The following is a 25,556-nucleotide window of genomic DNA, read 5'->3' on the forward strand; positions in this document are numbered from 1 at the left end:
TTATGATATTTATAGGGCGAAGCAACCACATGAGCAAAAAAGAAGCTCCATAGGAGCGTTTTGCGAATGGGGTTCTGAATAGTTATGAAAATATTAATAAGGCAGATGAAGACGCAGGCCGGTAGTATTGCTACATGGTCTGCGCCTTATTTTTCAATGATAATGCTCGGAAATGAGGAAAAAGATGATCTATAATACATTTGAACTGCATCAGGAGGGTTCCCTGCCGGGAGCACATTTAGTTACCTATATTCAGGAGTATTCGGAGGCAATGGCCATTAACGACAGACCTCTGATCCTGTTGTGCCCGGGAGGCGGCTATACAAGAACCTCCGACAGAGAGGCGGAGCCCATGGCACTGAAATTCCTGGCGATGGGATATCATGCGGCAGTGCTGCGCTATTCCTGCGCCCCTGCGGAATATCCTACTTCCTTAAAGGAACTGGCTTACAGCATCAAGTTCCTGCGGGAGCACGCAAAAGAGTGGCATATCGATCCCCACAAGATCGTAGTGGAAGGCTGTTCTGCGGGAGGACACCTGGCAGCCAGCCTTGGGGTGTTCTGGGATGAAGATTTTCTGGCAGAGAGCCAGGGACTTTCGGCATCCGAGCATGAGCTGCTGCGTCCGGACGGACTGCTGTTATGCTATCCGGTCATCACTTCCGGAGAGTTTGCCCACAGAGGATCTTTTGAGAATCTGTTAGGCAGCAGACAGGAGGAGCTGGGAGAGAAGCTGTCCCTGGAGAAACAGGTAACAAATAAAGTGCCGAAGACCTTCATCTGGCATACCTTTGCGGATCAGTCGGTACCGGTGGAAAATTCCCTGCTGTTCGTCAGCGCTCTCCGCAGAGCCGGAGTGCCCACGGAATTCCATATGTATGAAAAGGGAGCGCACGGGCTGGCACTGGCGAATAAGCTGACAGAGACTAACGATGGCAGAGCCGTACAGGAGGAATGCACCTCCTGGGTTGAACTGGCGCATACCTGGCTGGAGAGCCTTTTTGCAGGAGATGTGGAAGACGGACTGCACGCACAGGGCAGAGAATGGTAAGAATAGCAATAAGAGAAAATGAAAACGCAAGGAGCAGTCATGGAACAGGCAGATACGATCGTTCAGATCCCTCACTTCTACGGAAGCCTGAAGGGAATGCAGAAGAAATTCGATAACTATGCAAGACAGGATGCTTTCACCGGATCCACCAGAGAGGAATGGGAAAGTTGGAAAGAGACTTCCAGAGAGACTTTGAAAGAGCTTCTGGGATGGAAATATATGGAGACCTGTGATCTGGACCCCCGCGTGGAAGAAGTCGTGGAGCTGGAGAACGGCATTCGTCGGGAAAAAGTGATCCTTCAGGTAGAGCCGGAAGTATATATGCCTATGTATATACTGATCCCGCCGAAGCAGAACGAAGGGAAGCAGAAATGTTTTCTTGCCCTTCCGGGGCATCAGGGCGCAGGTAAATTCAGCGTGGCAGGATGCAATGATATTCCCGCGGTAAAACGGATGATCGAATTCTACCATTATGATTACGGTATGCAGCTGGCGAAGCGTGGTTATGTGGCAATCTGTCCGGATTGCAGAGGCTTCGGAGAACGCAGGGATGAGGCATTGCAGAAAGGAACCGATGAGAAATCCTTCCTGACCAGTACCTGTTTTCATCTGGCACATATGGCGGAGCCTTTGGGAGAGACCGTGGCAGGTATGTGCACCTGGGACGCTTCCCGGCTGATCGATTATGTATACGAACGGGGCGAATGGGATACTGATGATTTAGGAGTAGTGGGATTTTCCGGCGGTGGTATGCAGACGCTTTGGATCTCTGCTTTGGATGACCGTGTGAAAAAATGTATCATCAGCGGATATCTCTATGGATATCGTGACGCATTGTTATTACTCAACGGTAATTGCAGCTGTAATTATGTTCCTCATCTGTGGGAACACTTTGATATGGGAGATATTGCATCGCTCATTGCGCCGAGACCGCTGGCGGTTCAGTCCTGCCGGGATGACCATCTGAACGGCCCCAGAGGACTGGTGAATGTGACGGAGCAGATGGATATTGTGCGGAAGGCTTACAGCCTGTACGGAAAAGAGGAATACCCGATCCACGATGTCAGAGAGGGAGACCACTGCTGGCATGAAGAGGTATTGGATATCGCACTGCCAAGACTGTAAGACATTTATAATCCCACGATATGCGAATATTGGGTGGGGTGCTATGTGCCAGTGGCACATGTCTAGCACGGACCGAAGCGGAGCGGAGACGTGGGAGTGCGTAGCACGGAGCAATCCGCAGGCATCAAAGTCGGGGGCTTTTGACCCCGATATCAAAATATGGAGGAACGTATGGAATATATCGTTCTGGATCTGGAATGGAATCAGAGTAACACCGGTAAAGAGGATGCTGTGGAGAAGCTACCTTTTGAAATCATAGAGATCGGTGCCATCAAACTGAATAAAGAACGTGTCATGGTCAGCGAATTCAATGAACTGGTGAAACCACAGGTCTACCATGAGATGCACAAGATCACCAGCAAACTGATCCATATTCAGATGCAGGAGCTGGAGCGTGGAAGGCCGTTCCCGGAGGTCGGAGGAGATTTTGTCAGATGGTGCGGACAGGAGGAGTATCTGTTCTGTACCTGGGGCACGCTGGATCTGACGGAGTTACAGCGGAATATGGCATATTATGAGATGCCGCTATTGGCACCGGGACCTCTGCCGTTTCTGGATGTGCAGAAGCTGTTCGCCATTGCCTATGAGGAGCGCAAGATCCGCAGAAATCTGGAATATGCCATCGATTTTCTGCATATTGAGAAGGATATTCCCTTCCACCGGGCATTCAGTGATGCCTACTATACGGCAAAGATCCTGATCCGGATACTGGAGGAGCACCCGGAGGTAGTGGTGAACCTGTCCTACGATACCTTCTGTCCTCCGAAGGACCGTAGGGACGAGGTGAAAGCGCAGTTTGATACCTATGTAAAATATATTTCCAGGGAATTCAAGGACAAGACAGAAGCTTTCGCAGATAAGGAAGTCGTGTCCAGCAAATGTTATCTCTGCCATCGTAACCTTCGCAAGAAGATCAAATGGTTCAGCGCTAACGGCAGGCATTATTACTGCGTGGCTTATTGCGAGAAGCACGGCTATCTCAAGGGCAAGATCCGGGTACGCAAGGCATATGATGGCGGCGTATATATCGTCAAGACCACGAAGCTGATTCCTAAGGAAGAGGCAGAAGCTATTGCGGCCCGCAGAGATCACGCCAGAGAAGTGCGCAAGAGACACAAGCACAGCAAGGCGGAATCTGTACCCTTATGAAGGAACTGGGACTTACTGAGCTGATCCCTGCCATGTGCCAGTTTGACTACACCATGAGCGAGGCGGGCGGTGTCACCAATTTTGTCAGGGAATACACCCTGGCTTCCGGCGGATCTTATTGCGACTGCGGGTATAAGAAAAAGTTTAAGTAATTTGAAATAATCATTGTATTTTTACAACATATAGAATATACTAAAAATAACAGAACCCAACACGCCTCTCAACGATGCGGACCACGTTGGGTCTTTTAATTTTAAGGGGGAAAATATATGGGGGAACTAAAGCAACATCCATTACCGATGACAATAGACGAACAAATAGAAAACTTGAAATCACTTGGCTTAATTATTGAGAATGAGGAATATGCCAAGAAGATATTAAATGATATATCCTATTTCCGATTAATTAAGGCGTATAGTTTAGGATTTAAACCTAAAAATGGGAAATATGAAGAAGGCGTAACATTTGAGCAGATTGTAGAGTTATATCTGTTCAATGCTAATTTCAGACAAGTGACATTTGCTGAGATAGAAAAAATAGAAGTAAATGTCAGATGCAGAATTGCAAATTATTTTGCGGAAGTTTATGGAGTTCTTGGATATATGGAACCCCAAAATTTTGTGGACGAAGAATATCATCGGGCATTTATGGCTGATATCGAAGAGGAGGTTCGGAGAAACTCAAAGGCGCCGTTTGTGAGAAATTTCAAAACTAATTATGCAGGTGGAAATTTGCCTATATATGCATTGGTGGAGGTATTTAGTTTTGGCACTCTTTCAAAATTTTACAAAAACATGAAAAATGCTGACAAAAAGGCAGTTGCCAAGAGTTTTGGAATTGGATATACATATCTGGAAAGTTGGTTGGAGAGCATTTCTTATGTTCGCAATGTTTGTGCGCATTATGGGAGGTTGTATAATGCAAAACTTTCAAAGACGCCTATTCTTTACAAAGAATATACACAAGCCGGTATAGGAAACAATAGAATGTTTGGTGTATTATTGTGTATGAAACAGATTTTAAAGAATGACAAGCATTGGAATCTTTATGTAGATCAAATAGAATTGCTAATAGATAAATATGAAAAAGTAGATGTGAAAACGATGGGTTTTCCGGATGACTGGAAGAAATTGTTGGAACAGAAATAGGTGTAATAGAAGAGTATACAATGGAAAACACAGTAGATACCGGGATTCTACTTCCGGGAGGTGTACTTATTTCTGAAAAGAGAATAGTATGATCTCAGACACAGGAGGTAAGCACATGGATCTCGTCAAGATAGGAAAATATATTGCAGGCAAAAGAAAAGACTTAGGTATGACGCAGAAGCAGCTCGCCGAAAAACTGGGTATGAGTGACAAATCCGTATCCAAGTGGGAGCGGGGAGTTTCCCATAGTTAAAGATACCACACCAAATATGATGAACCCACGCTTATACACTACCAGCTATAATAAACCGCAAGGACAGCAATTTGATGATACTGCTGTCCTTTCTTTTATAAAATTGCAGTACACATAAAAAAGCTGTAATATGATAAATATATTTGTCCTTGTAACAATTCTCGGACATTTGCCTGTTATACTATCTGCAAAAAGCAAAGGAAGTGAGGATATGAAGCAGATTTTAATTGTCGAGGACGACAGTTTTTTGAATAAGATGTTAGCCTATAACCTGACCGCAGACGGCTACGGCGTGACTTCTACTCTAAATGCCAGAACCGCAGCCGAAGCCATCCGCCAGCGGGAATTTGATTTAGTGCTGTTGGACATTAACCTGCCAGATGGGAACGGTTTTGAGCTGTGCAAGCTGATAAAGCCCCAGCACCCGGACACCATCGTAATATTCCTGACCGCCAACGATCAGGAGAGCGACCAGATACGGGGCTATGAGGTGGGCGCGGTGGACTACATCACAAAGCCCTTTGTGATCGGGGCCTTGCAGCGAAAAATCAAAGCCATGTTCGCTATGCTGGAACACCACAAACCGGCCAAGGACATTTACGACGACGGGCGGCTGTTTCTGGACTTCTCGGAGCAGACGGCTTCCCTAAACGGCAAGCCCCTGACCCTATCCCCGATGGAGTATAAAATGCTGAACCTGTTCCGCAAAAATCCCCGGCAAGTGCTGACCCGTGGGCAGCTTTTGGAAAAGCTGTGGGATATAGACGAGAGGTTTGTAGACGAACACACCCTGACAACCTCCATCAGCCGGATTCGCAGCAAGATTGAATCTGACGGCGGCGCACCCTACATCAAGACTGTTTACGGCATGGGCTATCAATGGACGGGAGGCGAGGCAAAATGAAGTTTCAAAACCTCTCGGTAAAGCGGCTGTTTGGCCGGGTGGCAATGGAGCTTGTCCTCTCCATGTCCGGGATCACCATAGCCCTGTTTCTTGTGACAAAACAGATTGCGGTGCTGCTGACAGGCGGGACGCTGCTGCTGTGCGCCCTTGTGGGGATTTTTGTACTGACGCAGGCGTTTGGAAAGCGGCTGTCGCAGTTTACCGCTGACCTGTGCCAGACCTTAGACCACATGATCGCCGGGAATGAAGCGCCCCAGCGGCCAGAGGACAGCGAAACCCAGCTTGCCAGAATCGGACACCGGCTGGCAAGGCTTTACCAGATCATGCAGGAGAACCGCCGCCGGGTGGACGAGGAACGGCAGGAGTTACAGACCCTTGTATCGGATATTTCCCATCAGGTGAAAACGCCGGTAAGCAATCTGAAAATGGCGACGGACACCCTGCTGGAAAAGCCCATGACCGAGGCGGAGCGCACCGACTTTATCCGGGGAATCCGCAGCCAGACGGATAAGCTGGACTTTCTCTTTCAGGCCCTTGTGAAAACCTCCCGACTGGAAACAGGCGTGATCCAGTTGGATAAGAAGCTGGGCCGTCTTTTTGATACTGTGGCGCAGGCCATGAGTGGGATCGTGTATGCGGCGGAGAAAAAGGAAATCGCCGTGTCCGTGGACTGCCCGGAGGATTTGACCGTTTCCCATGACAGCAAGTGGACATCGGAAGCCCTCTTTAACCTGCTGGACAATGCGGTGAAGTACACCCCGGCAGGCGGGAAAATCGCTGTGTCGGTGGTGCTGTGGGAAATGTATGTGGAGATCAAAGTGACCGACACCGGCAAGGGCATTTCCGAAAGCAATCAGGCTGCCATCTTCCGGCGCTTCTATCGTGAGGAAGAAGTACACGAACAGCAGGGCGTGGGCATTGGCCTGTATCTGGCCCGCGAGATTGTAATGCGGCAGGGCGGCTATGTCAAAGTGGTTTCGGAGCCGGGCAAGGGTTCGGAATTTTCCATTATGCTGCCTACAAAATGAAAGTAAACAAGCGAGGTGTTTCTATTATGAATGAACGAGAAAAAATAATCCGACTGTGGTTTGATATGTGGCTTTATCAGAAAGATATGGGCATTGATGATATTTTTGCGGAAGATGTACTCTATACAGAAAGTTGGTGTCCCCAGTATAGCAATCGTAAAACAGTAAAACATTGGTTTCAGGAGTGGAATACCCGTGGAAAGGTGGTAGTTTGGGAAATCAAGCAATTTTTCCATAAAGAAAATCAAACGATTGTAGAGTGGTATTTCAAAAATGGAATGAACAATGGGGATATAGAGGAATTTGACGGTATTTCTTTGATTGAATGGACAGAGGACAATAAAATAAAATCATTAAAAGAGTTTGGGTGTAACCGTAATACCTACAATCCTTATCAAGAAAGCGATACTCCTCAATTTAGAAATCAAAAGGCGAATTGGTTTTAGAACAGATCATGAGCTACGGCGGACGGCCATTTCCGGCTGCCCGCCGTAAATTTTTTTGAAATGTCCGAGCGCTGTAACATTTCACCCCGATTTTCAATGAAATTTTTTGGCCGCTGTAACATTTCGCGGACATTTGGGTTTTACAATGACCTTATCAACAGGCAGAAAGCCTTGAAAGGAGTTTTGAGTATGAGCGTTTTGCAGACGATTGATCTGAAAAAGTATTACGGCACAAAGCCGAATATCACCCGCGCCCTTGACGGCGTGAACTTCTCCGTAAATGACGGTGAGTTTGTGGCCGTTGTGGGAACCTCCGGCAGCGGCAAGTCCACCCTGCTTCACATGATGGGCGGGCTGGACACTCCCACCAGCGGAACAGTGATTGTCCGAGGCGAAGAACTGGCAAAGAAGAACGACGAGCAGCTTACCATCTTTCGCCGCCGCAACATCGGCTTTATCTTCCAGAACTATAACCTTGTTCCGATCCTGAATGTGTATGAGAACATCGTCCTGCCGGTGGAGCTGGACGGGGACACGGTGGATCAGAAGTTTTTGGACGAGATCGTTCATCTGCTGGGGCTGGAAGATAAACTGAAAAATATGCCGAACAATCTTTCCGGCGGACAGCAGCAGCGTGTGGCTATCGCCCGCGCCTTGATTACCAAACCGGCTATTGTGCTGGCCGACGAGCCGACCGGCAACCTTGACAGCAAGACCAGCGCCGAGGTGCTGGGGCTTATCAAGCGCACCAGTGCAGAGTTCCGGCAAACTGTTGTGATGATTACGCACAATGACGACATTGCCCGCCTTGCAGATCGGATTGTCCGCATTGAGGACGGCAAGATTGTGGAGTAAGGAGGTGGCAGGCTATGACATGGCCTTTTGAGAATGATACCAGCGCCATTACAAAGAAGCTGGCAAAGAAAAGTTTGCAAAGCGAGAAGCGCCGGAATCTGATGGTGGTGATTGCCGTTGCGCTGGCGGCATTTCTGATCTGCTTTACGGGAATTGTGTCTACCTCCCTGACACAAATGCAGCGCAATCAGGTTGTCGATACTTATGAGGCGGTCTGGCTGGGCGTAGAGGAAAACGACATTGAAACCCTGAAAGGACTGCCGGAGTTTGAGCGCGTAGGCGGCTACTATATGCTGGGTGAGGAGCTTTCAGAACAGGGCTATCATGCGTCTTATGTGTATTGCGACGCGCAAATGATGGAGATTACCAAGGCGCAGATGGAGTTGTTAGAGGGCCGGGTTCCTGAAAAAGCAAATGAAGTTGTTGTAAGCGAATACTTTCTTTCCACCTATGGAAACAATGCCAAGATCGGGGACACTGTGACCTTAGATACAGAGAGTTTTCATGGTGATTATGTCGTTACCGGCATTATGGACAGCGTAAATGAAAAAGAAGCGAATACCTGCGCTATCATTCTTTCCAACGCTGCCCTGACAGGATGGAAAGGGTTTGACCCGACTGGCTATCGCGCCTATGTCCATTTCAAAAACAGCGACCAGTTGGGCGAAGAACTGATGACCTCTTATTGCAGGGAGATTGCGGAGGAATATCAGCTTCCTATGCCCAAAATGAACAGCAAGTATTTTGCCTATGCTTCTAAATCCTTTGATTTTGCACTGATGGCTGGCGTGATTGCCATTGTTCTGATCGGCGGCTATATTGTGATCCAGAGTATCTTCCGTATCTCCATCAATGACAAAATCAAGAGCTACGGGCAGCTACGGACGATTGGTGCAACGCCAAAGCAAATCAAGCGGATTGTAAAGCGGGAGGGGCGTAAACTCGGCAGTATCGGGATTTTGATTGGTACAGTGCTGGGTGTATGCGGCGGTTTTCTTTTGTTTCCCAAGGGATTTAATGCTGTTTCCTATGTGGCAACGATTATTTTGACACTCATAAGCAGTTGGATCATGGTATCTGTTTCCATCCGTAAGCCGATAAAAATTGCGGCAGGGATTTCCCCGATTGAAGCCGTCCGTTTTACCCCGGCACAAAAGGACATCCGAAGCCGAAAAAAGAATATCAAGCTCAATCCTGTTTCAATGGGAATTGCGAATTTTAAGCGTGACCGAAAAAAGACCGTTGCTATTGTAGCCTCATTGAGTTTGGGCGGAATTATTCTGCTTGTGGTATCCTCCATTGTTTTGCTGCGTTCTCCAGAGGCGCTTGCAAGACGGTTTTTCCCGGACGGCGACTATAAAATTTATTTGGATTCTGAAATGACAGAAGAAAAGGTTATGGCAGCGGGAAATCCGTTGAATGAAGAATTAAAACAGGAAATCTTATCTATTGATGGTGTTACAGATATAATTTCAAGCAGACAATCTCTCTATGCAACCCTTAAGACGGACATTTACCAAAGCGGTGGTATGTGTGATATGCTGACCGACCAGAATTATGCAACAGTTGAAGCGGCTCTGACAGCAGGAACGATGCCAAAAGATTCCCGTAGTATTGTAATTGACTATAATGTGCTAAAGCAGAATGAGGATATGGGTGTTGGTTCAACAGTTGACTTTTATTTTGGAGAGGGGCAACCGCCTGTTTCCGTCACTGTATCAGGATTGTTTGATTCCAACAAGACGCCTTCCGGGCATGGAAAACTGGCCCTCGATGGAGTACTCTTTTTCGCACCAGAAGCATTGTTCCATGAACTGCACCCGGAAATCGCTTCTTTCGACTATTCATGGAGCATTGTAAACGATCCGAAAAAAACGGACTATGTGGGAGCTGAATTGAAAAATATTGTTGCCAGCCATAGTAATATTGCCTTAGATGAAATCAATACAGTGATTGAATATGAAGAAATGACAAATTCTTTTGCGTTTGGCAGTATGGAGATACTTTCATGGTTGGTATTTCTCTTTGGCGTTATCAACCTTATCAATACGACACTCTCTAACCAGATAGCCCGAAAGCAGGAAAACAGTATTCTGCGTTCTATCGGCCTAACACAAAAACAGCTATGTGAAATGAACATCTGTGAGGGGCTGTGCTATGCGCTCTTTGCAACATTGGCGACGCTGATCGTTGGGCTTCCGGCTTCCATCTTTGCTTGCAGAAAAATGAGTATAGGAGCTTTTGCCGGAAATGTAGTGCCTTACAAATTCCCGGTTTTGGAAATGGGACTGTTCATTCTGGTATTGTTCGGAATGGAACTGATCTTGTCTGTATGGACAATCCGCAGACAGAAAAAGCAATCCCTGATCGAACAAATGCGGGCGATGGAATAACCGTATGGGATCGGCGGGGCGGCGTGTGCTGCCCCGCTTTTTTCGCCATTTCTCAAAAAATTTTTGAAATGTCCGAGCTTTGTAACAATTCAGCCTGTTTTTTTGTCGAAATCAAAGGCACCTCGGACATTTATAGTTCTTCCAAAAGTTTGATGATAATATTACCATTCATGGAAGAAGCAATCTGTTATTGCAATAATGCGAAATTGACGATAGAAAGTTTTTCATATCTCGGTCAGCTCAACAATTACATTACTCTGCTGATACAGCCAGTCCGTAAATTCTTTCGGGCTGGCCGTTCCTGTTTTTACAGCCTTTTTTCTCTGTAAGGCTTCTTTCTTAAAGTCGGAAAAGGAAGCCTGTATTTTTTCCAGACGGTCAGCCGGAAAGCCTGCGGTATTTTTTACCCGGTTTATTTTGTTGCGCCAGTTCTGGCATTCATTTTTATAAAGCAGGTCATAGTTATTTTCTCTTGACCTCTCGTCAAATTCCCGCTTGTTTTGAAGCGCCTGTGCTTTTCGGCACTTGTCGCTGCACAGCTCATACCGCTGGCTCTTTGCTAGAAAATATTTTCCACAGACCTTGCACCGCCGGAAGCAAAGCCCCCAGTCATTCAGCCTGTTCAGATAATAGGTAATCAACGGGTAGAGGGACGCATAGGCAGACACACATTCTTCTGTGCGCCGGTTGTCCGGGAACCAGAGGTCAAGCCGGGTATCTTCTGACGGTGCGCCTTTGAAATAAAGGCTGCCAGCTTGAAAATGTTTCGGTTTTCCTGTCTCCCTGTCAAAGCTCATGGTTTCGTTTTGGAATACCCCGGTCAGTCTGCTCATTTTATCCATGAAGCGGTCACAGGCAGCGTTACGGTCACGGGGTTCTCTGGCAAGCAGATAGCTGTTCCAGATACGGAACGCCACATACATTTTCAGAGGGTCGTTGCTAAGATATTTTCCCCAGAGAAATTCGCTTGCCGCCTGCTCCAGCTCCGGCTGTTTCCATCGGTTGGAGTGGAGAGCTTGCCGCAGCGGAGAAAGCCCGTATAAGTTCCAGTCTCTGTCCGTGTCACGCTCAAAGTTTATCAAAAAAGTTCCCAGTGGGCGTGTCATATCACAAAGCACCTCTGCGTTTTGGCTCCCGTTCAGACGGAAGCGGATCTGCTGTTCTTCCCCAATCAAAATCCGCTCTTTCATTTTCTTCCTGTCCAGCGTCAGGACAAACAAAATCCTCTCAAAACATGGCTCATGCCGTATAAACTGATTCTCCATCCCTATCCCTTGCCTTTTCTTATGGTAATTATATAATTCAGTTATATCCGTTACACTCATGGTATCGCAGAATCATTGTTTTGTCAAGGATAGTACGCTATGATGATTGCGGTTGGTAATTTCGTACCGCACAGTACCTTGACAAGTGAATGACCGTCCAAAAGGGATATGACCGGCAGGAGAAGTGACGCATTCGGCGCACCAATGCAGGGAAACACCGCAGGAATGGGGCAGGAAAACGGCTTTTGGGGAGAACGGCAGCAGGAAGCATTTTAACCTATTTGATTTATGGGAGGAACAGAATGAACGATAAAAAGAGATTGAACAGCTACGAGGATTTACCGCTGGTTCTGGATGTGGCGGACATTCAGTGGATTATGGGAATTTCAAGAGCGAGCGCCTATGAGCTGGTACACACACCCGGCTTTCCAGCGTTCCGCAGGGGCAGACTTATCAAGGTCAGCAAAACTGCTTTCTTTGAATGGATGGCAAAAGGCTCCGAAACCGTACCGGGAAGCGACAAATAAGCGTGAGGTATCATTCCCTGACTTGCAATACTGCCGCACTTTCCAAAGGGGCATACAGAGGGAAAAAAACTTAAAAATGATACCGAGACGCTACATCAAAACAGCCTATCTGCGTACATCAGATAGAAACGGAGAAAGGAGCCGGTTATGGCAAGAATGAGTAACAAGCGGCGGTTGGAATGGTCTTTCTTCTTAAATGACCGCAGCCGTATCACTTACAACGAACTGTGCCGGAAATGCCAGCACGAATGTAAACAGAGCTTCCGGGCGGTTGTGGTTGACTGCCCGAAGTATCTTTCCAAGCGTTCCAAGAAAAAGGACAAGACTGCCGGAAACGGCAAAATCCCTTAGGAACTAAGGGCGCACTTCTATACATAGTCTAAAGACCATGTATCGTGCGTCCTGCGGAGCTTACCTCTGCCGCTGATAAAATCAGCAATCCGAGGTCTGCGTTCGCTTCGCTCCGACAAGGTGGCTACACCCCCTTGCGCCGCTAAAGCGGCTATCCCCTGTGTACTCGCCGCAAAGAGAAATCCGCTCTGCGGTTTTCCCTTTTCATCGGGTTTTATAGAAGCACTGACACACGGACTGTCTGCGGATGGTCTTTCTTTATCTTATCAGCAAAGGATGTGAGAACATGGAAAAATCTTTGGAACAGTTGAAGCAGGAATATGAAAAAACCACTGTCCTGCTGGAACAGGAAAAACGGAAAATGCAGCGTTTGAAAAACCGGCAGGCGTATCTGGAAAGCGGTTCCCGGAAACAGAGGACGCACCGGCTGATTACCCGTGGGGCAGCTATTGAGAGCATTGCACCACAGACAAAGGAGCTATCCGAAGCGGAATTTTATTCCCTCATGGAAAGCATTTTGAATCTGCCGCAGGCGGAGCATTTCATCCGGTCTGCCACAGAGAACCACGCCCGTATTTCCGGGCAGGAGAAAGGCGGTGACTAAGGATAGCACTTTATCATTTTTCAATCGCACAGATCAAGCGCAGCGCCGGTCAGAGCGCCATTGCCAGCGCAGCCTATCGAGCCGGGGAGCGTCTTTACAGCAGCTACTATGGAGAAGTCAGCGACTACACCAAAAAGGGCGGCGTGATCGCTTCGGAAATCATGCTGCCGCCCCATGCGCCGGAAATATATCTTGACCGGGCGACCCTCTGGAATGCTGTGGAGAACTGCGAGAAACATCCAAAAGCACAGCTTGCCTATTCCTTTGATATTGCCATGCAGAATGAATTGACGCTGGAAGAAAACATGGAGCTGGCGAGGAAGTTCGTACAGGAGCAGTTTGTGACAAAAGGCATGATTGCCGACCTTGCTTTTCACAGCCCGGAGAAAGAGGACGGCGGCATCCCTAACCCGCATTTTCATGTGATGACAACCATGCGCCCTTTGAACCCGGATGGCACATGGGGACAAAAACAGCGTCGGGAATATCTTCTTGATGAAGATGGAAACCGAATCCGGGATAAAAACGGCGATTATATGTTTAACGCTGTCCATACAACAGACTGGCATGAGCCGGAAACGCTGGAACACTGGCGGGAGCAGTGGGCGGCTGCCGTTAATACAAAATTTGAGGAAAAAGGGCTGGATGTGCGTATCGACCACCGTTCCTATGTGCGGCAGGGGCTTGACCTGATACCTACTGTCCACGAGGGAGCTAATGTCCGGCAGATGGAAGCAAAGGGCATCCGCACCGAGAAAGGGGAACTGAACCGCTGGATTAAAGCCACCAACCGGCTCATGCAGGATGTGAGGAAGAAGATCAAAGCCCTGTTTGTCTGGATGGCAGAGGTAAAAGAAGAACTTTCCAAACCGCAGACACCGAGCCTTGCCGACCTGTTGATCGCTTATTACAACCAGCGCAACGCAGGGGCATGGAGCAATAAAGCCAGAACCGGAAACTTAAAGCAGTTTGCCGAAGCCGTCAATTATCTGACGGAAAACAAGCTGCTCACATTAGAGGATTTGCAGGAGCGTCTTTCCTCTGTCAACGAAGAATTTGAAGCGTTAAGCGACTCCATGAAAAAGAAATCTGCCCGGATAAAGGAATTGCAGGAATTGATACGGGAGGGCGAGAATTACCAGCGGCTAAAACCTGTTCATACGGAATTGAACAATATCAAGTTTAAGAAACAGAGGGAGAAATTTGAAACATCCCACGATGCGGAGTTACGGCTGTTTTATGCCGCCCGCCGTATTCTGAAAGAAAAACTGGACGGAAAACCCATTGCCCTGAAAGCATGGAAACAGGAATACGCACAGTTAAAAACAGAGTATGCCGAACTGTCTCCGCAGCACAAGCCACTCCGGGAGGAAGTCATACGGCTACGGCAGGTGCAGAACGCCGTAGATACCGCACTGCGCCGGAGGGAGCAGCCACAGGCAGTACAGAGAAAGAAACATGAGATGGAGCTATGATATAACCGGCAGCTTTACCGCTACCAGTATTTTTATGGAGGGAGCATTTGAATGTATTTGAAGCGGTGAAACAGTCTGTTACCACCCGGCAGGCTGCTTCATTCTATGGAATCCGGGTGGGGAGAAACGGCATGGTCTGCTGTCCATTCCACAATGACCGCACGCCCAGCATGAAAGTGGACAGCCGCTTTTACTGCTTCGGCTGCGGGGCTTCCGGGGATGTGATCGACTTTGCCGCTTTGCTGCATGGATTGGGGAAACGGGAAGCTGCGGTCAGGCTTGCGGAGGACTTCGGCGTTTCCTATGAGAAATCCGGCAATGCGCCGCCAGATAGGAAGCGTCACAACAGGTCACAGCCCCGACAAAAATCAGCGGAGCAGAGATTTCAGGAAACGGAACGGTATTGTTTCCGGGTGCTATGCGATTATCTGCGCCTGCTGGAGCATTGGAAAACAGCACACGCCCCACAGCCGCAGGATGCCATCTGGCATCCTCTTTTTGTGGAAGCGTTGCAGAGGATAAGCTACACAGAATACCTTTTGGATATTTTGTTATACGGAGAAATAGAAGAAAAAGCGGCATTGATCGCCGCACAGGGAAAGGAGGTGTTGCGGCTTGAACAGCGAATTTCAGAGCTTGCCGCCGGAAACGCAGGAAGCGGTCAAAAGGACGATGGACACAATGGAACCGGCGCAGACACCGGCAGAAATCCGGGAAACATTAGAGGGGACGCAGAAAGGCGGCGTGAAGAACAGCATCCGAAACTGCCTGACGGTGTTCCAGCGTGACCCTCTGTTTCGCGGGGCGCTGCGCCTGAACCTTTTGACGGAGCAGATTGACATTGTGAAGCCGCTGGGCTGGGAGCGCACCAGTACCACGCTGACCGACATGGACATGAACTACCTGCTTTTGTATCTGGAAGAAAATTACGGGCTTACCAGCGAGAAAAAGGTGCAGAGCGCCATCAAGATTGTTGCCAATGAAAACCGCTACCATCCAGTCAGGGATTACCTGAACAGCCTGCAATGGGACGGCACAGAGCGCATCCGTTACGCCCTGCATCACTTTCTGGGAGCCGATACGGACGAATACACCTATGAAGCCTTGAAACTGTTCCTGATGGGAGCCATCCGGCGGGTATTCAGACCGGGGAGCAAGTTTGAGGTCATGCTCTGTCTGGTTGGTGGTCAGGGAGCCGGGAAATCCACCTTTTTCCGGCTGCTGGCAGGCAGGGACGAATGGTTTTCAGACGATTTGAAAAAGCTGGACGATGAAAATGTGTACCGCAAGCTGCAAGGGCATTGGATTATCGAGATGTCGGAGATGATTGCCACAGCCAACGCCAAGAGTATTGAGGAAATCAAGTCATTCTTAAGCCGCCAGAAAGAAACCTACAAAGTGCCGTATGAGACACATCCGGCAGACCGGCTGCGGCAATGTGTATTTGGAGGGACGACCAACCGGCAGGACTTTTTGCCCCGTGACCGCACCGGCAACCGGCGCTTTCTCCCCGTGACGGTGTACCCGGAACGGGCGGAGGTTCACATACTGGACGATGAAGCGGCGGCGAGGGCGTATATCGAACAGATGTGGGCGGAAGCCATGACGGTTTACCGCAGTGGGAAGTATAAGCTGTCATTCAGCATGGAAATGAACCGATACCTGAACGCCCACCAGCAGGACTTTATGCAGGAAGACACACAGGCCGGCATGATCTACGCCTATTTGGAGGACTACACCGGCGACAGGGTATGTTCCAAGCAGCTTTATGAGGAAGCGCTGGGGAACTTAAATTCCCCGGCAGACTGGGAGACACGGGCAATCTGCGAGATTATGAATACCGGCATTGCGGGCGGCATCATACAGGGCTGGGCAGCCTACAAAAGCCCGAAGCGGTATAAGAAATACGGTTCTCAAAAAGGCTGGGAGCGTGTCAACCAAGCTCCGCCGGAGGGGGACGGTTTTCAGGAAATCACGGAAGAAGAAGCCCGGCAAATGGAACTTCCATTCTGAAAAGCCACCGGTTGACAGTTTGGTTGACGCTTTGGTTGACAGCCGGTTGACGGGGAAAAGCCTGATATTTGGGGCATTTCTCTCCTTTGTCAACCATGTCAACCAAGAAATCAAAGAAAAAGTAAAAAGTAATAATAGAGCGCCTGTGGATTGTTTTCAAAGTCTTTTCTGCCGGTTGACACGGTTTGGTTGACACGGAGACAGTCTGCGGCTGTACACCTGTCTGACATTCCCTTGTCGGGCATATTTCATTTATGGAGGTAACTGCCTATGGCAAAAAGCAAAAACGAGAGCAATAACAAAAACAGCGGCACCCTGCTTACCGAAAAAGACGGCACCCAGTATTTTGTCATGGGGAAAGTCCGTATCAAGGTATCGGAGCATTTCGCACAGGATGGGAAGCCGCTTGACAGCCTGCTGGAAGATGTGATCCAGCACGCTGCCGCCGCTTCCTGAAAAAATACGGAATAACGACTGTCAATCAGCCCACGCTTATGATATACTTGTACCAGCGAGTATTGTATAAGCGTGGGTTGTTTCTTTTAGAAGGAGGATTTTTAACCGTGAAACAACCATACAATACAACGATTTATAACACTGCACTATATTTGAGATTGAGCCGTGACGATGAATTACAGGGGGAAAGCGGCAGTATCCAGACCCAGCGCATGATGCTTAGACAGTATGCCGCAGAGCATGGGCTGACCGTTGTAGACGAGTACATTGACGACGGATGGAGTGGGACAAATTTCGAGCGTCCAAGTTTCCAAAGGATGATTGATGACATCGAAGACGGGAAAATCAACTGCGTTGTCACAAAGGACTTATCCCGTCTGGGAAGAAACTATATCCTGACCGGTCAGTACACGGAAATCTATTTCCCCAGCAAGGGAGTACGCTACATTGCCATCAATGACAATGTGGACACCATCAACGGAGAAAGCGAGCTTGCACCGTTCTTAAACATCCTGAATGAAATGCACGCCCGACAGACCAGCAAAAAGGTCAAGGCTGCCATGCACACAAGATTTGCCAATGGCGCACACTATGGAGCCTATGCACCGCTGGGCTATGTAAAAGACCCGGACAAAAAAGGTCATCTTCTGATCGACCCGGAAACACGCTGGATTGTAGAGAAGATTTTTGACCTTGCTGTACACGGGCGTGGAGCCGCCAGCATTACACGGATTCTGGTGGAGGAAAAAGTACCTACCCCCGGCTGGCTGAACTATGAAAGATACGGGACTTTCGCCAATATCTACGCCGGTGCGCCCGCAGAAAAAGCCTATGCGTGGACGATAGCACAGGTCAAGAGCATTTTGAAAGAGGAAACCTACATCGGTCACAGCATTCACAACAAGCAGAGCAACATTTCATTCAAGAACAAGAAAAAGGTGCGGAAGCCGCAGGAAGAATGGTATCGTGTGGAAAATACCCACGAAGCCATCATTTCTGAAGAAGTGTTCCAAAAAGTTCAGGAGCTGATTGCAAGCAGACGCAGGAAACGCAGAAACGGTACGACACAGATTTTCGCAGGATTGATAAAATGTGCAGACTGCGGATGGTCTTTAGCCTATGGGGAAAACAAGCAGAATAAGAACCCATACGGGTACTACCATTGCAGCAAGAACGGGCAGGGATTACGCCAGTGTTCCATGCACTATATCCGCTATGATGTACTGTATGCCTATGTGCTTGCAAGACTGCAATACTGGTCTATGCTGGCACAGAAAGACGAGGACAAGCTGCTGAAACGCCTGCTCAATGCCAGCGACAGGGAAAGAAACTCTGCGAAGAAAAAGCAGGCTGCGGAGCTGAAAAAGGCAGAGAAGCGTAAAGCCGAGGTTGACGGGCTGTTTGCTAAAATGTATGAGGACTGGTCTGCCGGACGCATAACCGAGTATAACTTCAATATGCTGTCCGAGAAGTACCAGAACGAGCAAAAGGAGCTTGAAACAAAAATAAGACAGCTTCACGAAACGATGGAAGCCGCCGTACAGACCGCAGCGGATGCTGAAAAGTGGATTGCCCTGATGAAACAGTATGTCAACCCTGTGGAGCTGACCGCCGAACTTCTGAACACTCTAATTGAAAAAATAACCGTCCACGAAGCTGTCAAGGGCGAGGACGGAAGCCGTGAGCAGGAAGTAGAAATCTACTACCGCTTCATCGGCAAAATCGACTGACCTTTCTTTTTTACCCAACAATATCTTTAATTAAGGGAGACGGGCGTGTGTCTGCCGGATGTATCCGTCTATTCGGAACTCTGCCAGATCCTCGGTATCAGCATCAATGAATTCCTGGCAGGAGAAGATATTGTCCGGGAAAATATTGCCAAAAAATCGGAAGAAAATATTATCGGGCTGGCAACGGACAGTAAGCAGAAGCAAAAACGATTGAAATACATTATAGATATTCTGCTTGTCACGGCGGCGATTGTTGTTTTGACGGTCGGAATCATGATATTCCGGAAAAATATGCCACAGAACTTTATCGTTCCGGTGGACAAGGACAGTATTGAAATGAAAACGGCGGAAATGCTGTCAGGCGTAGACGGTGCCTTTATGTATAAATACACGGCAACGAATGAATTTAAAACTCTATATATTCATATTTGGCAATACCGGGAAGGAAAGCTGGTAGACAGACAAAGGGCAGGGCTTTCGTATGAAGGAATGGATTCACCGCAGAATGGAACGATTATTATTGTACCGCAGTTTAAGGATCGTACCGTGAAAATTATTATTGCAGATGATGAATCGCAGGGAGATATGCTAATCCCAATCCTGGAGGATGTTCCGGAAGGAGAGCACTATGGATATGGAAGAGCTGCAACGGAAATTCAGGAGAAAACAGATATTGTCTATGATGAACAGCAGCCGCTTCTTGCGCTGATCTATGATAATGACGAAGCGAGAACTTTTGATTTTAGTTATATTGTGAACGACCAGCTGGATGCCCTTGAAATGGATGATTATGTGTACTATTTTTCTTTTGAGTTCCGAACGGAATAGATAAATAAACCCCATTCCGTGAAAACAAAATGGGGTTCGTTTTTAGTTTGCTGCTTTTGCCTTTTTCTCTCTCTTTAAAAACAGGTACACACAGATACCGGCAAAAGCAATCGTTGCAGCGATCAGTATCGGCAATACCGGGATGGAACGGACATCTGTATTGATGAGCTTCAGTCCCTGATACAGTGTGAAGATGCCGAATACAGAGAAGATGGTGAAGGCTAGAGTATTGAGCAACCCTTCCGGTGTCTTGCTCTTTAACAGATAGCCTAAAAGCATTCCCAGGATATCTGCTAAAAACAGTCCCAGAGAACAGCCAATCCATACGATCAGTGCGGAACTCATACCTTCATTGGCGCCGAAGGTGATGGCGGTAAGCTGTGTCTTATCTCCAAGCTCGGCTACGAAAAAGGTACAGAAAACTGCAAGCGGTGCGAACCGGATCCTGGATTTGCCGCTGCCTTCCTCTTCCTCATCATTGCTACCTGCATGTGTTGATGCGGCAAAATACAGAAATGCAAGTGCAGCAATGATCTTGATGAGCCAGCCGGGAATGAATTCGCTGACGAGCCCGCCGGCGAGGACAGCCAGACCGTTCAGTACCAGGATTGCGGCAGCGGTTCCCAGTATAATATCTCTTAATTTGTATTTTGAAGTAAGGGCGATCAGCATAAGCTGTGTCTTGTCGCCCATCTCAGCGATGAATTCCGTGAGAAATACTTTAAAAAACAATATCATTTGTATATCCCTCATTTATCTGATTATAATATAAATTGCATATACTGCATAAAGTGCAACCATACAGAAGCCTTCGACTCTTCCGATTTTCTTTTTGCTTCCTGCGAAGATCCATACACATACAGTAAATGCGATCAGTACACACAGATCAATGATGTTTTCCGTAATGATGCTGATAGGACTGATGGCGGAAGCGATACCCAGTACCATCAGGATGTTAAATACGTTGGAACCGATGGCGTTACCCAGTGCCATATCGACTTCATTTTTTCTGGCTGCAACGATGGAAGTCACAAGCTCCGGAAGAGATGTACCGATGGAAACGATGGTAAGTCCGATCAGCGTCTGCGTCATTCCAAGGTCGCTTGCGATTCTGGATGCAGCATCGACAGTGAGATCCCCACCGAAGGCGATCGCAGCAGCACCGCCGACAATGAAAACAATGCTGAGCGGTACGGAGATCAGCTTGATCTCTTCATCGGAACTGCCCTCAATCTCTACTTTTTTTCCTTCTTTATTTGCCTTTAAGGCAATTCTGATCATGTAGAAGATATATCCGGCAAAAAGACCTATGAATATTACACCATCGAAATGTCCCAGTGTCATGTTGGCCGGATCACCAAGTCCCATGGTCCCCAAAAGCAGTAAAAGACCGGCACAGATCAGGGAAAGGGGGATATCTCTCCGGATAGTTTCCCGCGCAACCTCTACGGTGGCGATCATTGCACATACGCCGATCACGACCATCAGATTAAAGATATTGGAACCAACGACATTACTGACCGCAAGCTCATTGTTGCCTGTGATAGAAGCCGATACACTGACCGCTGTCTCGGGGAGAGAGGTTCCCATTGCTACGATGGTAAGACCGATGATGATGGACGGAACATGCAGTCTCTTCGCTACACTGGAGCTTCCTTCTACGAAAAAGTCCGCACCTTTAATCAGCAGTACAAAACCGATTACAAGGAATACAAGAACAAGGGCAAACGGGGCATTGTTAATAAGTTTCTCCATGTTTTTCTCCTTTGCGTGATCCATTATAGTGTTGTCAGCCTAAGGCTGTGCGATGATAAGTATCGACAGAGATGAAAAAGACTCATGTATATCAATTATCTGCCAGTGTGTATTATACACAGACCGTTAATAGATATACATGAGTCTCATTATTTAAGATTTGCCAGATTATACTCTAAAATTATAATCAGAATGTTGACAAATCACACCTTCGCGCTAACTACTCCCTCATGGAATATTCATTTCTTGATAAATAATATCAAAATCAATTGCCGGTGTCAACAGGTGAATGAAGAATTCGTAGGGAGTGTTTTGCATTATTGGTTTGCGCTGTCTGCATCAATTACCGATTGAATCTGCTGCATCAGAGAGTCATAGTTATCCTGGTTATCAATTCCCCCAAGGATCGGATCCCCTACAATATTGCCATTTCTATCGACAAGTATGGTTGTAGGAAAAGCCATAATATCAGAGGCATATTTACCCGCATCGGAAGCAGAGTCAATGGAAATATTGCGGTACTTTGCACCCTGGCTTTCAAGAACGGCGGCAGCTTCCTTCATGGCAGCTTCATTGCCGTCGAAGGTTTCGGTATTGATGCCGATGACTTCGCCGCCCATTGCTTTGAGCGTATTGTTTAATTCGTTCAGCTTAGACAACTCAGCAACACAGGGCTTACAGCCGGTAAACCAGAAATTAACGACGGTTACTGCATTGCCGGAAAACAGGCTTTCATCGACAGGATTACCATCAAAATCCTGACCGGAGAAATTCCGGAAGGGAGATGCAGCTTCGGAATTGTTTTCCGGAGCATTATGATCGGCTGCGGTAGTTCCCTGTTCCAGTTCTGCGATCTGTTCTTCGATTTTCCGTATGGTTTCCATATCATCCGTAAGCGTTTTCAATTCATCCTCTGTAAAGGAGTCCTTGTTTGCTTCGACGGTATCAGCCAGATAATCAGCATAATTTTTGCTGGGATCAGCACCACTTTTGCTCATCATGCCGAATACCTTGTTCCATACAGCCTCATGATCTGCAAAAATCTGGTTCTCCTGCTGGTACAGATCATCCAGTGAAGTGTTGGAGCTGTCTGCGGATACTGTGCCGGTTTCCGTCAGAGACTCCTTGGTTTTGTCAGTGCCGGCAGCATCCGTTGCGCCGCAGGCTGTAAGCAATAAAGCTATGCACAGTGTTAAAATAGTAAGGAATTTTTTGTTTGTTTTCATGATTGATTTCTCCTTTAAGTAATCGTAATAAGATTATTTTCCCATAAACCGGTAATGGATCGCATCCTTGGGACAAGCCTTGATGCAGGCTCCGCAACGTATGCATTCCGGATGGTCTGGATGCCTGCACACATCCACATCCATTTTACATACCCTTGAACATTGACCACAACCGATACATTTGCTGTCCTCCACCTTAATATTAAGAAGGCTGACCTTATTAAACAGCGAGTAGATCGCGCCAAGAGGACAGATCCATTTACAGAAGGGTCTGTAAAATAAAATGCTTAACACGACAACTGTGATCAAAATAAAGCATTTCCAAGTAAAGAGTTTTCCAAGTGCGGACCGTATGGCTGCATTTCCCAGGGAAAGCGGGATGGCTCCCTCCAGAACGCCCTGTGGACAAATAAATTTACAGAAGAAAGGGTCGCCCATTCCTATAGAGTTCGTTACGAGCAGCGGCAGAAGGATAACGAAAACGATAAGAATCATATATTTCAGATATCTTAGCGGCTTCAGTCTGGCTGTGGAAAATTTTTTTCCCGGGATTTTATGAAGTAAATCCTGAAACCATCCAAACGGACACAAAAAACCACAGATAAATCTTCCAAGTGTCACACCCAGTAAAATAAAAAATCCCGTGACATAATATGAAAATTTAAATCGGGAGGATCCGATCACCGCCTGAAATGCGCCAATGGGGCACGCTCCCGTGGCAGCAGGACAGGAATAACAGTTTAATCCCGGTACACATACGGTCTTAGCGTTTCCCTGATATATTTTGCCCTTAAAAAAATTAGGGATGTGAATATTAGTAAGCAGTGTGGCAGCAGCCTGTATCCATCCGCGTATTCCGGCTGTCTGCCCTGACAGTGATTTTTTTCTCTTATCCAATTCCGACACACTCCAGACATAATTTTATTGCTTTACCAAGCACGACAGCAGCTTCGCCTCTGACTGCACCGTAGCCGATCATAGTGATCCCGGTGACGAGCAGAACGATCTGAGATATTTTTCTGCACTTCAAGTTATTGTTACTCCTTTCGATTGTGGTATTTATTGACCAGTTGACTTCGCTATTATACAATAATTGTTGTAAAATCTTTGTTAAGGACGGGGAAGGAATTTTGAGATTATTCATTGTTGAGGATGAAAAAGAAATATGTGATACAGTTGCGAAAAGTCTGTATGACGCAGGATATGAGGTGGATACCTGCTATGATGGGGAAGAAGCGCTTGCAGGTATCCTGACGGAGAACTATGATCTGGTCGTTCTTGATCTGAATCTGCCAGGCATGGATGGAATGGAGATCCTGAAGGAGCTCAGGCAGGAAAATGAGGAGACGAAGGTTCTTATATTATCTGCAAGAGGGCAGATAGCGGATAAGGTTGAGGCGCTGGATGCAGGGGCAAATGATTATATGGAAAAACCATTCCATTTACAGGAGCTTGAGGCACGTATCAGAAGCCTGACCAGAAGGAAGTTTGTACAGAAGGATGTATGTCTGGAAAGCGGTGAGATAAAGTTCGATACCGTAAGGCGTGAGGCTTATGCAAAAGGAGAAATGGTATCCCTGACAAGAAAAGAAAATGGTATTCTGGAATATCTGCTTCTGAACATGGGCAGACCGGTAAGTCAGGAGGAATTGATGGAGCATGTCTGGGATGCATCTGTGGATAGCTTTAGCGGAGCGATCAGAGTACACATGTCTTCCCTTAGAAAAAAGCTTAAGGCTGTGCTGGGATATGATCCGATTCTGAACAAGGTGGGAGAAGGGTATAAAATACGAGAGGAGTCCGATAGATGAAAAAAATGTCGCTGCAGTGGAGACTTACCTGCATCATTACATTATATATAGCGGTGATATGTGGATGCGTGACGATGCTTGTCTATAAAAACGGTGTATATTATATGGATTCCCTGCAGGAGGCTGTGGATACACGGGGAGATGATCAGCCGGACGATGCGGAGGAAATATATATCAGCATTCCGGAGGACAAGTGGGATGAGTTCGCTAATGACTTTTCTGTCCAGGTCTATAATAATAAGGCGGACTACAGGAAAAACAGCTTGATCATTTCAGCAGTATTGGCGCTTCTGGGTGGAGTGGCTACCTATTTTATAAGTGGGCATGCACTCAGACCGATCAGAGAGTTTTCGGACAAGATTGAAAAGGTGCAGGCGCAAAATCTGGCAGATTCACGGATAGAAGAAAACCAGGTGAAGGAACTGAACCAGCTTAGCGTTTCGTATAACCGGATGCTGGAACGTCTCTCGGCTGCATTTGAGATACAGAGACAATTTACTGCAAATGCAGCCCATGAGCTTCGGACTCCATTGGCCCTGATGCAGGTACAGCTGGATCTGTATCATTCCAACAGACATCCGGACAATGATGCAGACACGGTACAGATGATAAAGATGGTTACCGAACAGAACGACAGACTCAACAAAATGGTAAAGACACTTCTCGACATGAGTGAGCTTCAGACGGTAGGACGGGATGATGAAATTATCTTGGATGCTCTGGTGGATGAGGTATTGGAGGATCTGGAACCGCTTGCAGAGGGAAAAAATATAAGACTGATCGGAAAATGTAAGGATATAACGATGACCGGAAGTGATATCCTTATTTACCGGCTGGTATACAATCTTGTTGAGAATGCCATAAAATATAATCATTCGGGCGGGCAGGTCACAGTAACCGCAGACCGGAAGGAAAACCATGTGTATCTGTCAGTAGAGGATACGGGAGCCGGAATCCCTGAGGAACTTAAGGAGCGCGTGTTTGAACCGTTTTTCCGGGTGGATAAATCCAGAAGCCGGGAGTTGGGTGGAGTAGGACTGGGACTTGCCCTGGTTCGCGAAATTGTAAGAGTGCATGATGGCAGTATTACAGTGAAGTCCAATCCATCCGGAGGGACGATCTTCGAGGTGGTTTTCTAAATTGTAGCAGAACAGGGTGTTTGA

General features: G+C 47.4%; 28 protein-coding genes. 22 read left to right on the plus strand and 6 right to left on the minus strand.

The window, feature by feature from the left end; translation table 11 throughout:
* Window positions 1-184 precede the first annotated feature (184 nt).
* The 11 genes from DWZ61_RS16515 to DWZ61_RS16565 all read left to right on the plus strand — a co-directional run bounded on the left by DWZ61_RS16515 (window position 185) and on the right by DWZ61_RS16565 (window position 10,352).
* Window positions 185-1,051, plus strand: a complete 867-nt coding sequence (locus tag DWZ61_RS16515) for an alpha/beta hydrolase (RefSeq protein WP_243026443.1) — start codon at window positions 185-187, stop codon at window positions 1,049-1,051.
* Between the two features lie 18 nt (window positions 1,052-1,069).
* Entirely contained in the window at window positions 1,070-2,176 is a 1,107-nt protein-coding gene (locus DWZ61_RS16520; RefSeq protein WP_243026444.1) for an alpha/beta hydrolase family protein, read from the plus strand.
* Window positions 2,177-2,347: 171 nt separating this feature from the next.
* Window positions 2,348-3,325, plus strand: a complete 978-nt coding sequence (locus DWZ61_RS16525; RefSeq protein WP_118539747.1) for a 3'-5' exonuclease — start codon at window positions 2,348-2,350, stop codon at window positions 3,323-3,325.
* Complete coding sequence (locus DWZ61_RS16530) at window positions 3,322-3,477, plus strand: L-2-amino-thiazoline-4-carboxylic acid hydrolase (protein ID WP_022312787.1); 156 nt, start codon at window positions 3,322-3,324, stop codon at window positions 3,475-3,477. Before DWZ61_RS16525 ends, DWZ61_RS16530 begins: the two co-directional genes overlap by 4 nt.
* Window positions 3,478-3,594: 117 nt before the next feature.
* Window positions 3,595-4,473, plus strand: coding sequence for an Abi family protein (locus tag DWZ61_RS16535; protein ID WP_022312786.1), 879 nt, complete (start codon window positions 3,595-3,597; stop codon window positions 4,471-4,473).
* Window positions 4,474-4,588: 115 nt separating this feature from the next.
* Window positions 4,589-4,726 carry a helix-turn-helix transcriptional regulator gene (locus tag DWZ61_RS16540; RefSeq protein ID WP_347475459.1) on the plus strand — a complete coding sequence of 46 codons (138 nt, stop codon included), beginning with the start codon at window positions 4,589-4,591 and terminating at the stop codon, window positions 4,724-4,726.
* Window positions 4,727-4,937: 211 nt separating this feature from the next.
* Window positions 4,938-5,630, plus strand: coding sequence for a response regulator transcription factor (locus DWZ61_RS16545; protein ID WP_117447642.1), 693 nt, complete (start codon window positions 4,938-4,940; stop codon window positions 5,628-5,630).
* The gene (locus DWZ61_RS16550; RefSeq protein ID WP_117447643.1) at window positions 5,627-6,658 is read left to right on the plus strand and encodes a HAMP domain-containing sensor histidine kinase; all 1,032 of its coding nucleotides are present in this window, start codon (window positions 5,627-5,629) and stop codon (window positions 6,656-6,658) included. Before DWZ61_RS16545 ends, DWZ61_RS16550 begins: the two co-directional genes overlap by 4 nt.
* Before the next feature lie 26 nt (window positions 6,659-6,684).
* Window positions 6,685-7,104 carry a nuclear transport factor 2 family protein gene (locus tag DWZ61_RS16555; RefSeq protein WP_044946403.1) on the plus strand — a complete coding sequence of 140 codons (420 nt, stop codon included), beginning with the start codon at window positions 6,685-6,687 and terminating at the stop codon, window positions 7,102-7,104.
* A 189-nt stretch (window positions 7,105-7,293) separates the two neighbouring features.
* On the plus strand, window positions 7,294-7,959 hold the full coding sequence (locus DWZ61_RS16560; RefSeq protein WP_002586595.1) for an ABC transporter ATP-binding protein: 666 nt from the start codon (window positions 7,294-7,296) through the stop codon (window positions 7,957-7,959).
* 14 nt (window positions 7,960-7,973) lie between these two features.
* Complete coding sequence (locus DWZ61_RS16565) at window positions 7,974-10,352, plus strand: FtsX-like permease family protein (RefSeq protein ID WP_117447644.1); 2,379 nt, start codon at window positions 7,974-7,976, stop codon at window positions 10,350-10,352.
* Window positions 10,353-10,576: 224 nt separating this feature from the next.
* Here the strand turns inward: DWZ61_RS16565 and DWZ61_RS16575 are convergent, their stop codons facing one another.
* Entirely contained in the window at window positions 10,577-11,617 is a 1,041-nt protein-coding gene (locus tag DWZ61_RS16575) for a DUF6076 domain-containing protein (RefSeq protein ID WP_118539749.1), read from the minus strand.
* Window positions 11,618-11,919: 302 nt separating this feature from the next.
* On the opposite strand from DWZ61_RS16575, the gene DWZ61_RS16580 reads away from it, so the two are divergent.
* From DWZ61_RS16580 to DWZ61_RS16620, 9 genes are all read left to right on the plus strand, one after another.
* Window positions 11,920-12,144 (plus strand): helix-turn-helix domain-containing protein, encoded by a 225-nt coding sequence (locus DWZ61_RS16580; RefSeq protein ID WP_118539751.1) that lies wholly within the window; start codon window positions 11,920-11,922, stop codon window positions 12,142-12,144.
* 147 nt (window positions 12,145-12,291) lie between these two features.
* Window positions 12,292-12,495 carry a hypothetical protein gene (locus DWZ61_RS16585; RefSeq protein WP_004614949.1) on the plus strand — a complete coding sequence of 68 codons (204 nt, stop codon included), beginning with the start codon at window positions 12,292-12,294 and terminating at the stop codon, window positions 12,493-12,495.
* 286 nt (window positions 12,496-12,781) lie between these two features.
* Window positions 12,782-13,099, plus strand: a complete 318-nt coding sequence (locus DWZ61_RS16590; protein WP_008816380.1) for a DUF3847 domain-containing protein — start codon at window positions 12,782-12,784, stop codon at window positions 13,097-13,099.
* Between the two features lie 59 nt (window positions 13,100-13,158).
* Window positions 13,159-14,574, plus strand: coding sequence for a MobQ family relaxase (mobQ, locus tag DWZ61_RS16595; RefSeq protein ID WP_085953783.1), 1,416 nt, complete (start codon window positions 13,159-13,161; stop codon window positions 14,572-14,574).
* Between the two features lie 47 nt (window positions 14,575-14,621).
* Window positions 14,622-15,362 (plus strand): CHC2 zinc finger domain-containing protein, encoded by a 741-nt coding sequence (locus DWZ61_RS16600; protein WP_014079457.1) that lies wholly within the window; start codon window positions 14,622-14,624, stop codon window positions 15,360-15,362.
* The gene (locus tag DWZ61_RS16605) at window positions 15,247-16,587 is read left to right on the plus strand and encodes a virulence-associated E family protein (protein WP_118536010.1); all 1,341 of its coding nucleotides are present in this window, start codon (window positions 15,247-15,249) and stop codon (window positions 16,585-16,587) included. The genes DWZ61_RS16600 and DWZ61_RS16605 overlap by 116 nt, the downstream gene beginning before the upstream one ends.
* Window positions 16,588-16,857: 270 nt before the next feature.
* Window positions 16,858-17,043: a hypothetical protein gene (locus DWZ61_RS16610; protein ID WP_004849804.1), complete on the plus strand. Its 186-nt coding sequence runs from the start codon at window positions 16,858-16,860 to the stop codon at window positions 17,041-17,043.
* Window positions 17,044-17,150: 107 nt separating this feature from the next.
* On the plus strand, window positions 17,151-18,773 hold the full coding sequence (locus tag DWZ61_RS16615) for a recombinase family protein (RefSeq protein ID WP_008791695.1): 1,623 nt from the start codon (window positions 17,151-17,153) through the stop codon (window positions 18,771-18,773).
* A 45-nt stretch (window positions 18,774-18,818) separates the two neighbouring features.
* The gene (locus DWZ61_RS16620; RefSeq protein ID WP_118539753.1) at window positions 18,819-19,601 is read left to right on the plus strand and encodes a transcriptional regulator; all 783 of its coding nucleotides are present in this window, start codon (window positions 18,819-18,821) and stop codon (window positions 19,599-19,601) included.
* A 42-nt stretch (window positions 19,602-19,643) separates the two neighbouring features.
* Here DWZ61_RS16620 and DWZ61_RS16625 read toward each other — a convergent pair whose 3' ends face one another.
* From DWZ61_RS16625 to DWZ61_RS16645, 5 genes are all read right to left on the minus strand, one after another.
* The gene (locus tag DWZ61_RS16625; protein ID WP_118539755.1) at window positions 19,644-20,339 is read right to left on the minus strand and encodes a TMEM165/GDT1 family protein; all 696 of its coding nucleotides are present in this window, start codon (window positions 20,337-20,339) and stop codon (window positions 19,644-19,646) included.
* Window positions 20,340-20,354: 15 nt separating this feature from the next.
* The gene (locus tag DWZ61_RS16630; protein WP_118539756.1) at window positions 20,355-21,356 is read right to left on the minus strand and encodes a calcium/sodium antiporter; all 1,002 of its coding nucleotides are present in this window, start codon (window positions 21,354-21,356) and stop codon (window positions 20,355-20,357) included.
* Window positions 21,357-21,673: 317 nt separating this feature from the next.
* Window positions 21,674-22,582, minus strand: a complete 909-nt coding sequence (locus DWZ61_RS16635; protein WP_118539757.1) for a TlpA disulfide reductase family protein — start codon at window positions 22,580-22,582, stop codon at window positions 21,674-21,676.
* Between the two features lie 33 nt (window positions 22,583-22,615).
* Window positions 22,616-23,479: a 4Fe-4S binding protein gene (locus DWZ61_RS16640; protein ID WP_118539759.1), complete on the minus strand. Its 864-nt coding sequence runs from the start codon at window positions 23,477-23,479 to the stop codon at window positions 22,616-22,618.
* The gene (locus DWZ61_RS16645; protein ID WP_117465104.1) at window positions 23,472-23,612 is read right to left on the minus strand and encodes a CD1871A family CXXC motif-containing protein; all 141 of its coding nucleotides are present in this window, start codon (window positions 23,610-23,612) and stop codon (window positions 23,472-23,474) included. Before DWZ61_RS16645 ends, DWZ61_RS16640 begins: the two co-directional genes overlap by 8 nt.
* Window positions 23,613-23,712: 100 nt before the next feature.
* On the opposite strand from DWZ61_RS16645, the gene DWZ61_RS16650 reads away from it, so the two are divergent.
* A complete protein-coding gene (locus DWZ61_RS16650) occupies window positions 23,713-24,393 on the plus strand; it encodes a response regulator transcription factor (protein ID WP_022154558.1) in 681 nt (226 codons plus the stop codon).
* On the plus strand, window positions 24,390-25,532 hold the full coding sequence (locus DWZ61_RS16655; RefSeq protein WP_118539760.1) for a HAMP domain-containing sensor histidine kinase: 1,143 nt from the start codon (window positions 24,390-24,392) through the stop codon (window positions 25,530-25,532). Before DWZ61_RS16650 ends, DWZ61_RS16655 begins: the two co-directional genes overlap by 4 nt.
* Window positions 25,533-25,556 lie beyond the last annotated feature (24 nt).

Origin of the sequence: Clostridium sp. AF34-10BH (assembly GCF_003478095.1) — a bacterium.
Classification (GTDB): domain Bacteria; phylum Bacillota; class Clostridia; order Lachnospirales; family Lachnospiraceae; genus Acetatifactor; species Acetatifactor acetigignens.

Bases quoted from the DNA above. Each gene is read 5' to 3' on its own strand.
- DWZ61_RS16515 (WP_243026443.1), top strand. From the start codon at position 185: ATGATCTATAATACATTTGAACTGCATCAGGAGGGTTCCCTGCCGGGA.
- DWZ61_RS16520 (WP_243026444.1), top strand. From the start codon at position 1,070: ATGAAAACGCAAGGAGCAGTCATGGAACAGGCAGATACGATCGTTCAG.
- DWZ61_RS16525 (WP_118539747.1), top strand. From the start codon at position 2,348: ATGGAATATATCGTTCTGGATCTGGAATGGAATCAGAGTAACACCGGT.
- DWZ61_RS16530 (WP_022312787.1), top strand. From the start codon at position 3,322: ATGAAGGAACTGGGACTTACTGAGCTGATCCCTGCCATGTGCCAGTTT.
- DWZ61_RS16535 (WP_022312786.1), top strand. From the start codon at position 3,595: ATGGGGGAACTAAAGCAACATCCATTACCGATGACAATAGACGAACAA.
- DWZ61_RS16540 (WP_347475459.1), top strand. From the start codon at position 4,589: ATGGATCTCGTCAAGATAGGAAAATATATTGCAGGCAAAAGAAAAGAC.
- DWZ61_RS16545 (WP_117447642.1), top strand. From the start codon at position 4,938: ATGAAGCAGATTTTAATTGTCGAGGACGACAGTTTTTTGAATAAGATG.
- DWZ61_RS16550 (WP_117447643.1), top strand. From the start codon at position 5,627: ATGAAGTTTCAAAACCTCTCGGTAAAGCGGCTGTTTGGCCGGGTGGCA.
- DWZ61_RS16555 (WP_044946403.1), top strand. From the start codon at position 6,685: ATGAATGAACGAGAAAAAATAATCCGACTGTGGTTTGATATGTGGCTT.
- DWZ61_RS16560 (WP_002586595.1), top strand. From the start codon at position 7,294: ATGAGCGTTTTGCAGACGATTGATCTGAAAAAGTATTACGGCACAAAG.
- DWZ61_RS16565 (WP_117447644.1), top strand. From the start codon at position 7,974: ATGACATGGCCTTTTGAGAATGATACCAGCGCCATTACAAAGAAGCTG.
- DWZ61_RS16575 (WP_118539749.1), bottom strand. From the start codon at position 11,617: ATGGAGAATCAGTTTATACGGCATGAGCCATGTTTTGAGAGGATTTTG.
- DWZ61_RS16580 (WP_118539751.1), top strand. From the start codon at position 11,920: ATGAACGATAAAAAGAGATTGAACAGCTACGAGGATTTACCGCTGGTT.
- DWZ61_RS16585 (WP_004614949.1), top strand. From the start codon at position 12,292: ATGGCAAGAATGAGTAACAAGCGGCGGTTGGAATGGTCTTTCTTCTTA.
- DWZ61_RS16590 (WP_008816380.1), top strand. From the start codon at position 12,782: ATGGAAAAATCTTTGGAACAGTTGAAGCAGGAATATGAAAAAACCACT.
- DWZ61_RS16605 (WP_118536010.1), top strand. From the start codon at position 15,247: ATGGACACAATGGAACCGGCGCAGACACCGGCAGAAATCCGGGAAACA.
- DWZ61_RS16610 (WP_004849804.1), top strand. From the start codon at position 16,858: ATGGCAAAAAGCAAAAACGAGAGCAATAACAAAAACAGCGGCACCCTG.
- DWZ61_RS16625 (WP_118539755.1), bottom strand. From the start codon at position 20,339: ATGATATTGTTTTTTAAAGTATTTCTCACGGAATTCATCGCTGAGATG.
- DWZ61_RS16630 (WP_118539756.1), bottom strand. From the start codon at position 21,356: ATGGAGAAACTTATTAACAATGCCCCGTTTGCCCTTGTTCTTGTATTC.
- DWZ61_RS16635 (WP_118539757.1), bottom strand. From the start codon at position 22,582: ATGAAAACAAACAAAAAATTCCTTACTATTTTAACACTGTGCATAGCT.
- DWZ61_RS16655 (WP_118539760.1), top strand. From the start codon at position 24,390: ATGAAAAAAATGTCGCTGCAGTGGAGACTTACCTGCATCATTACATTA.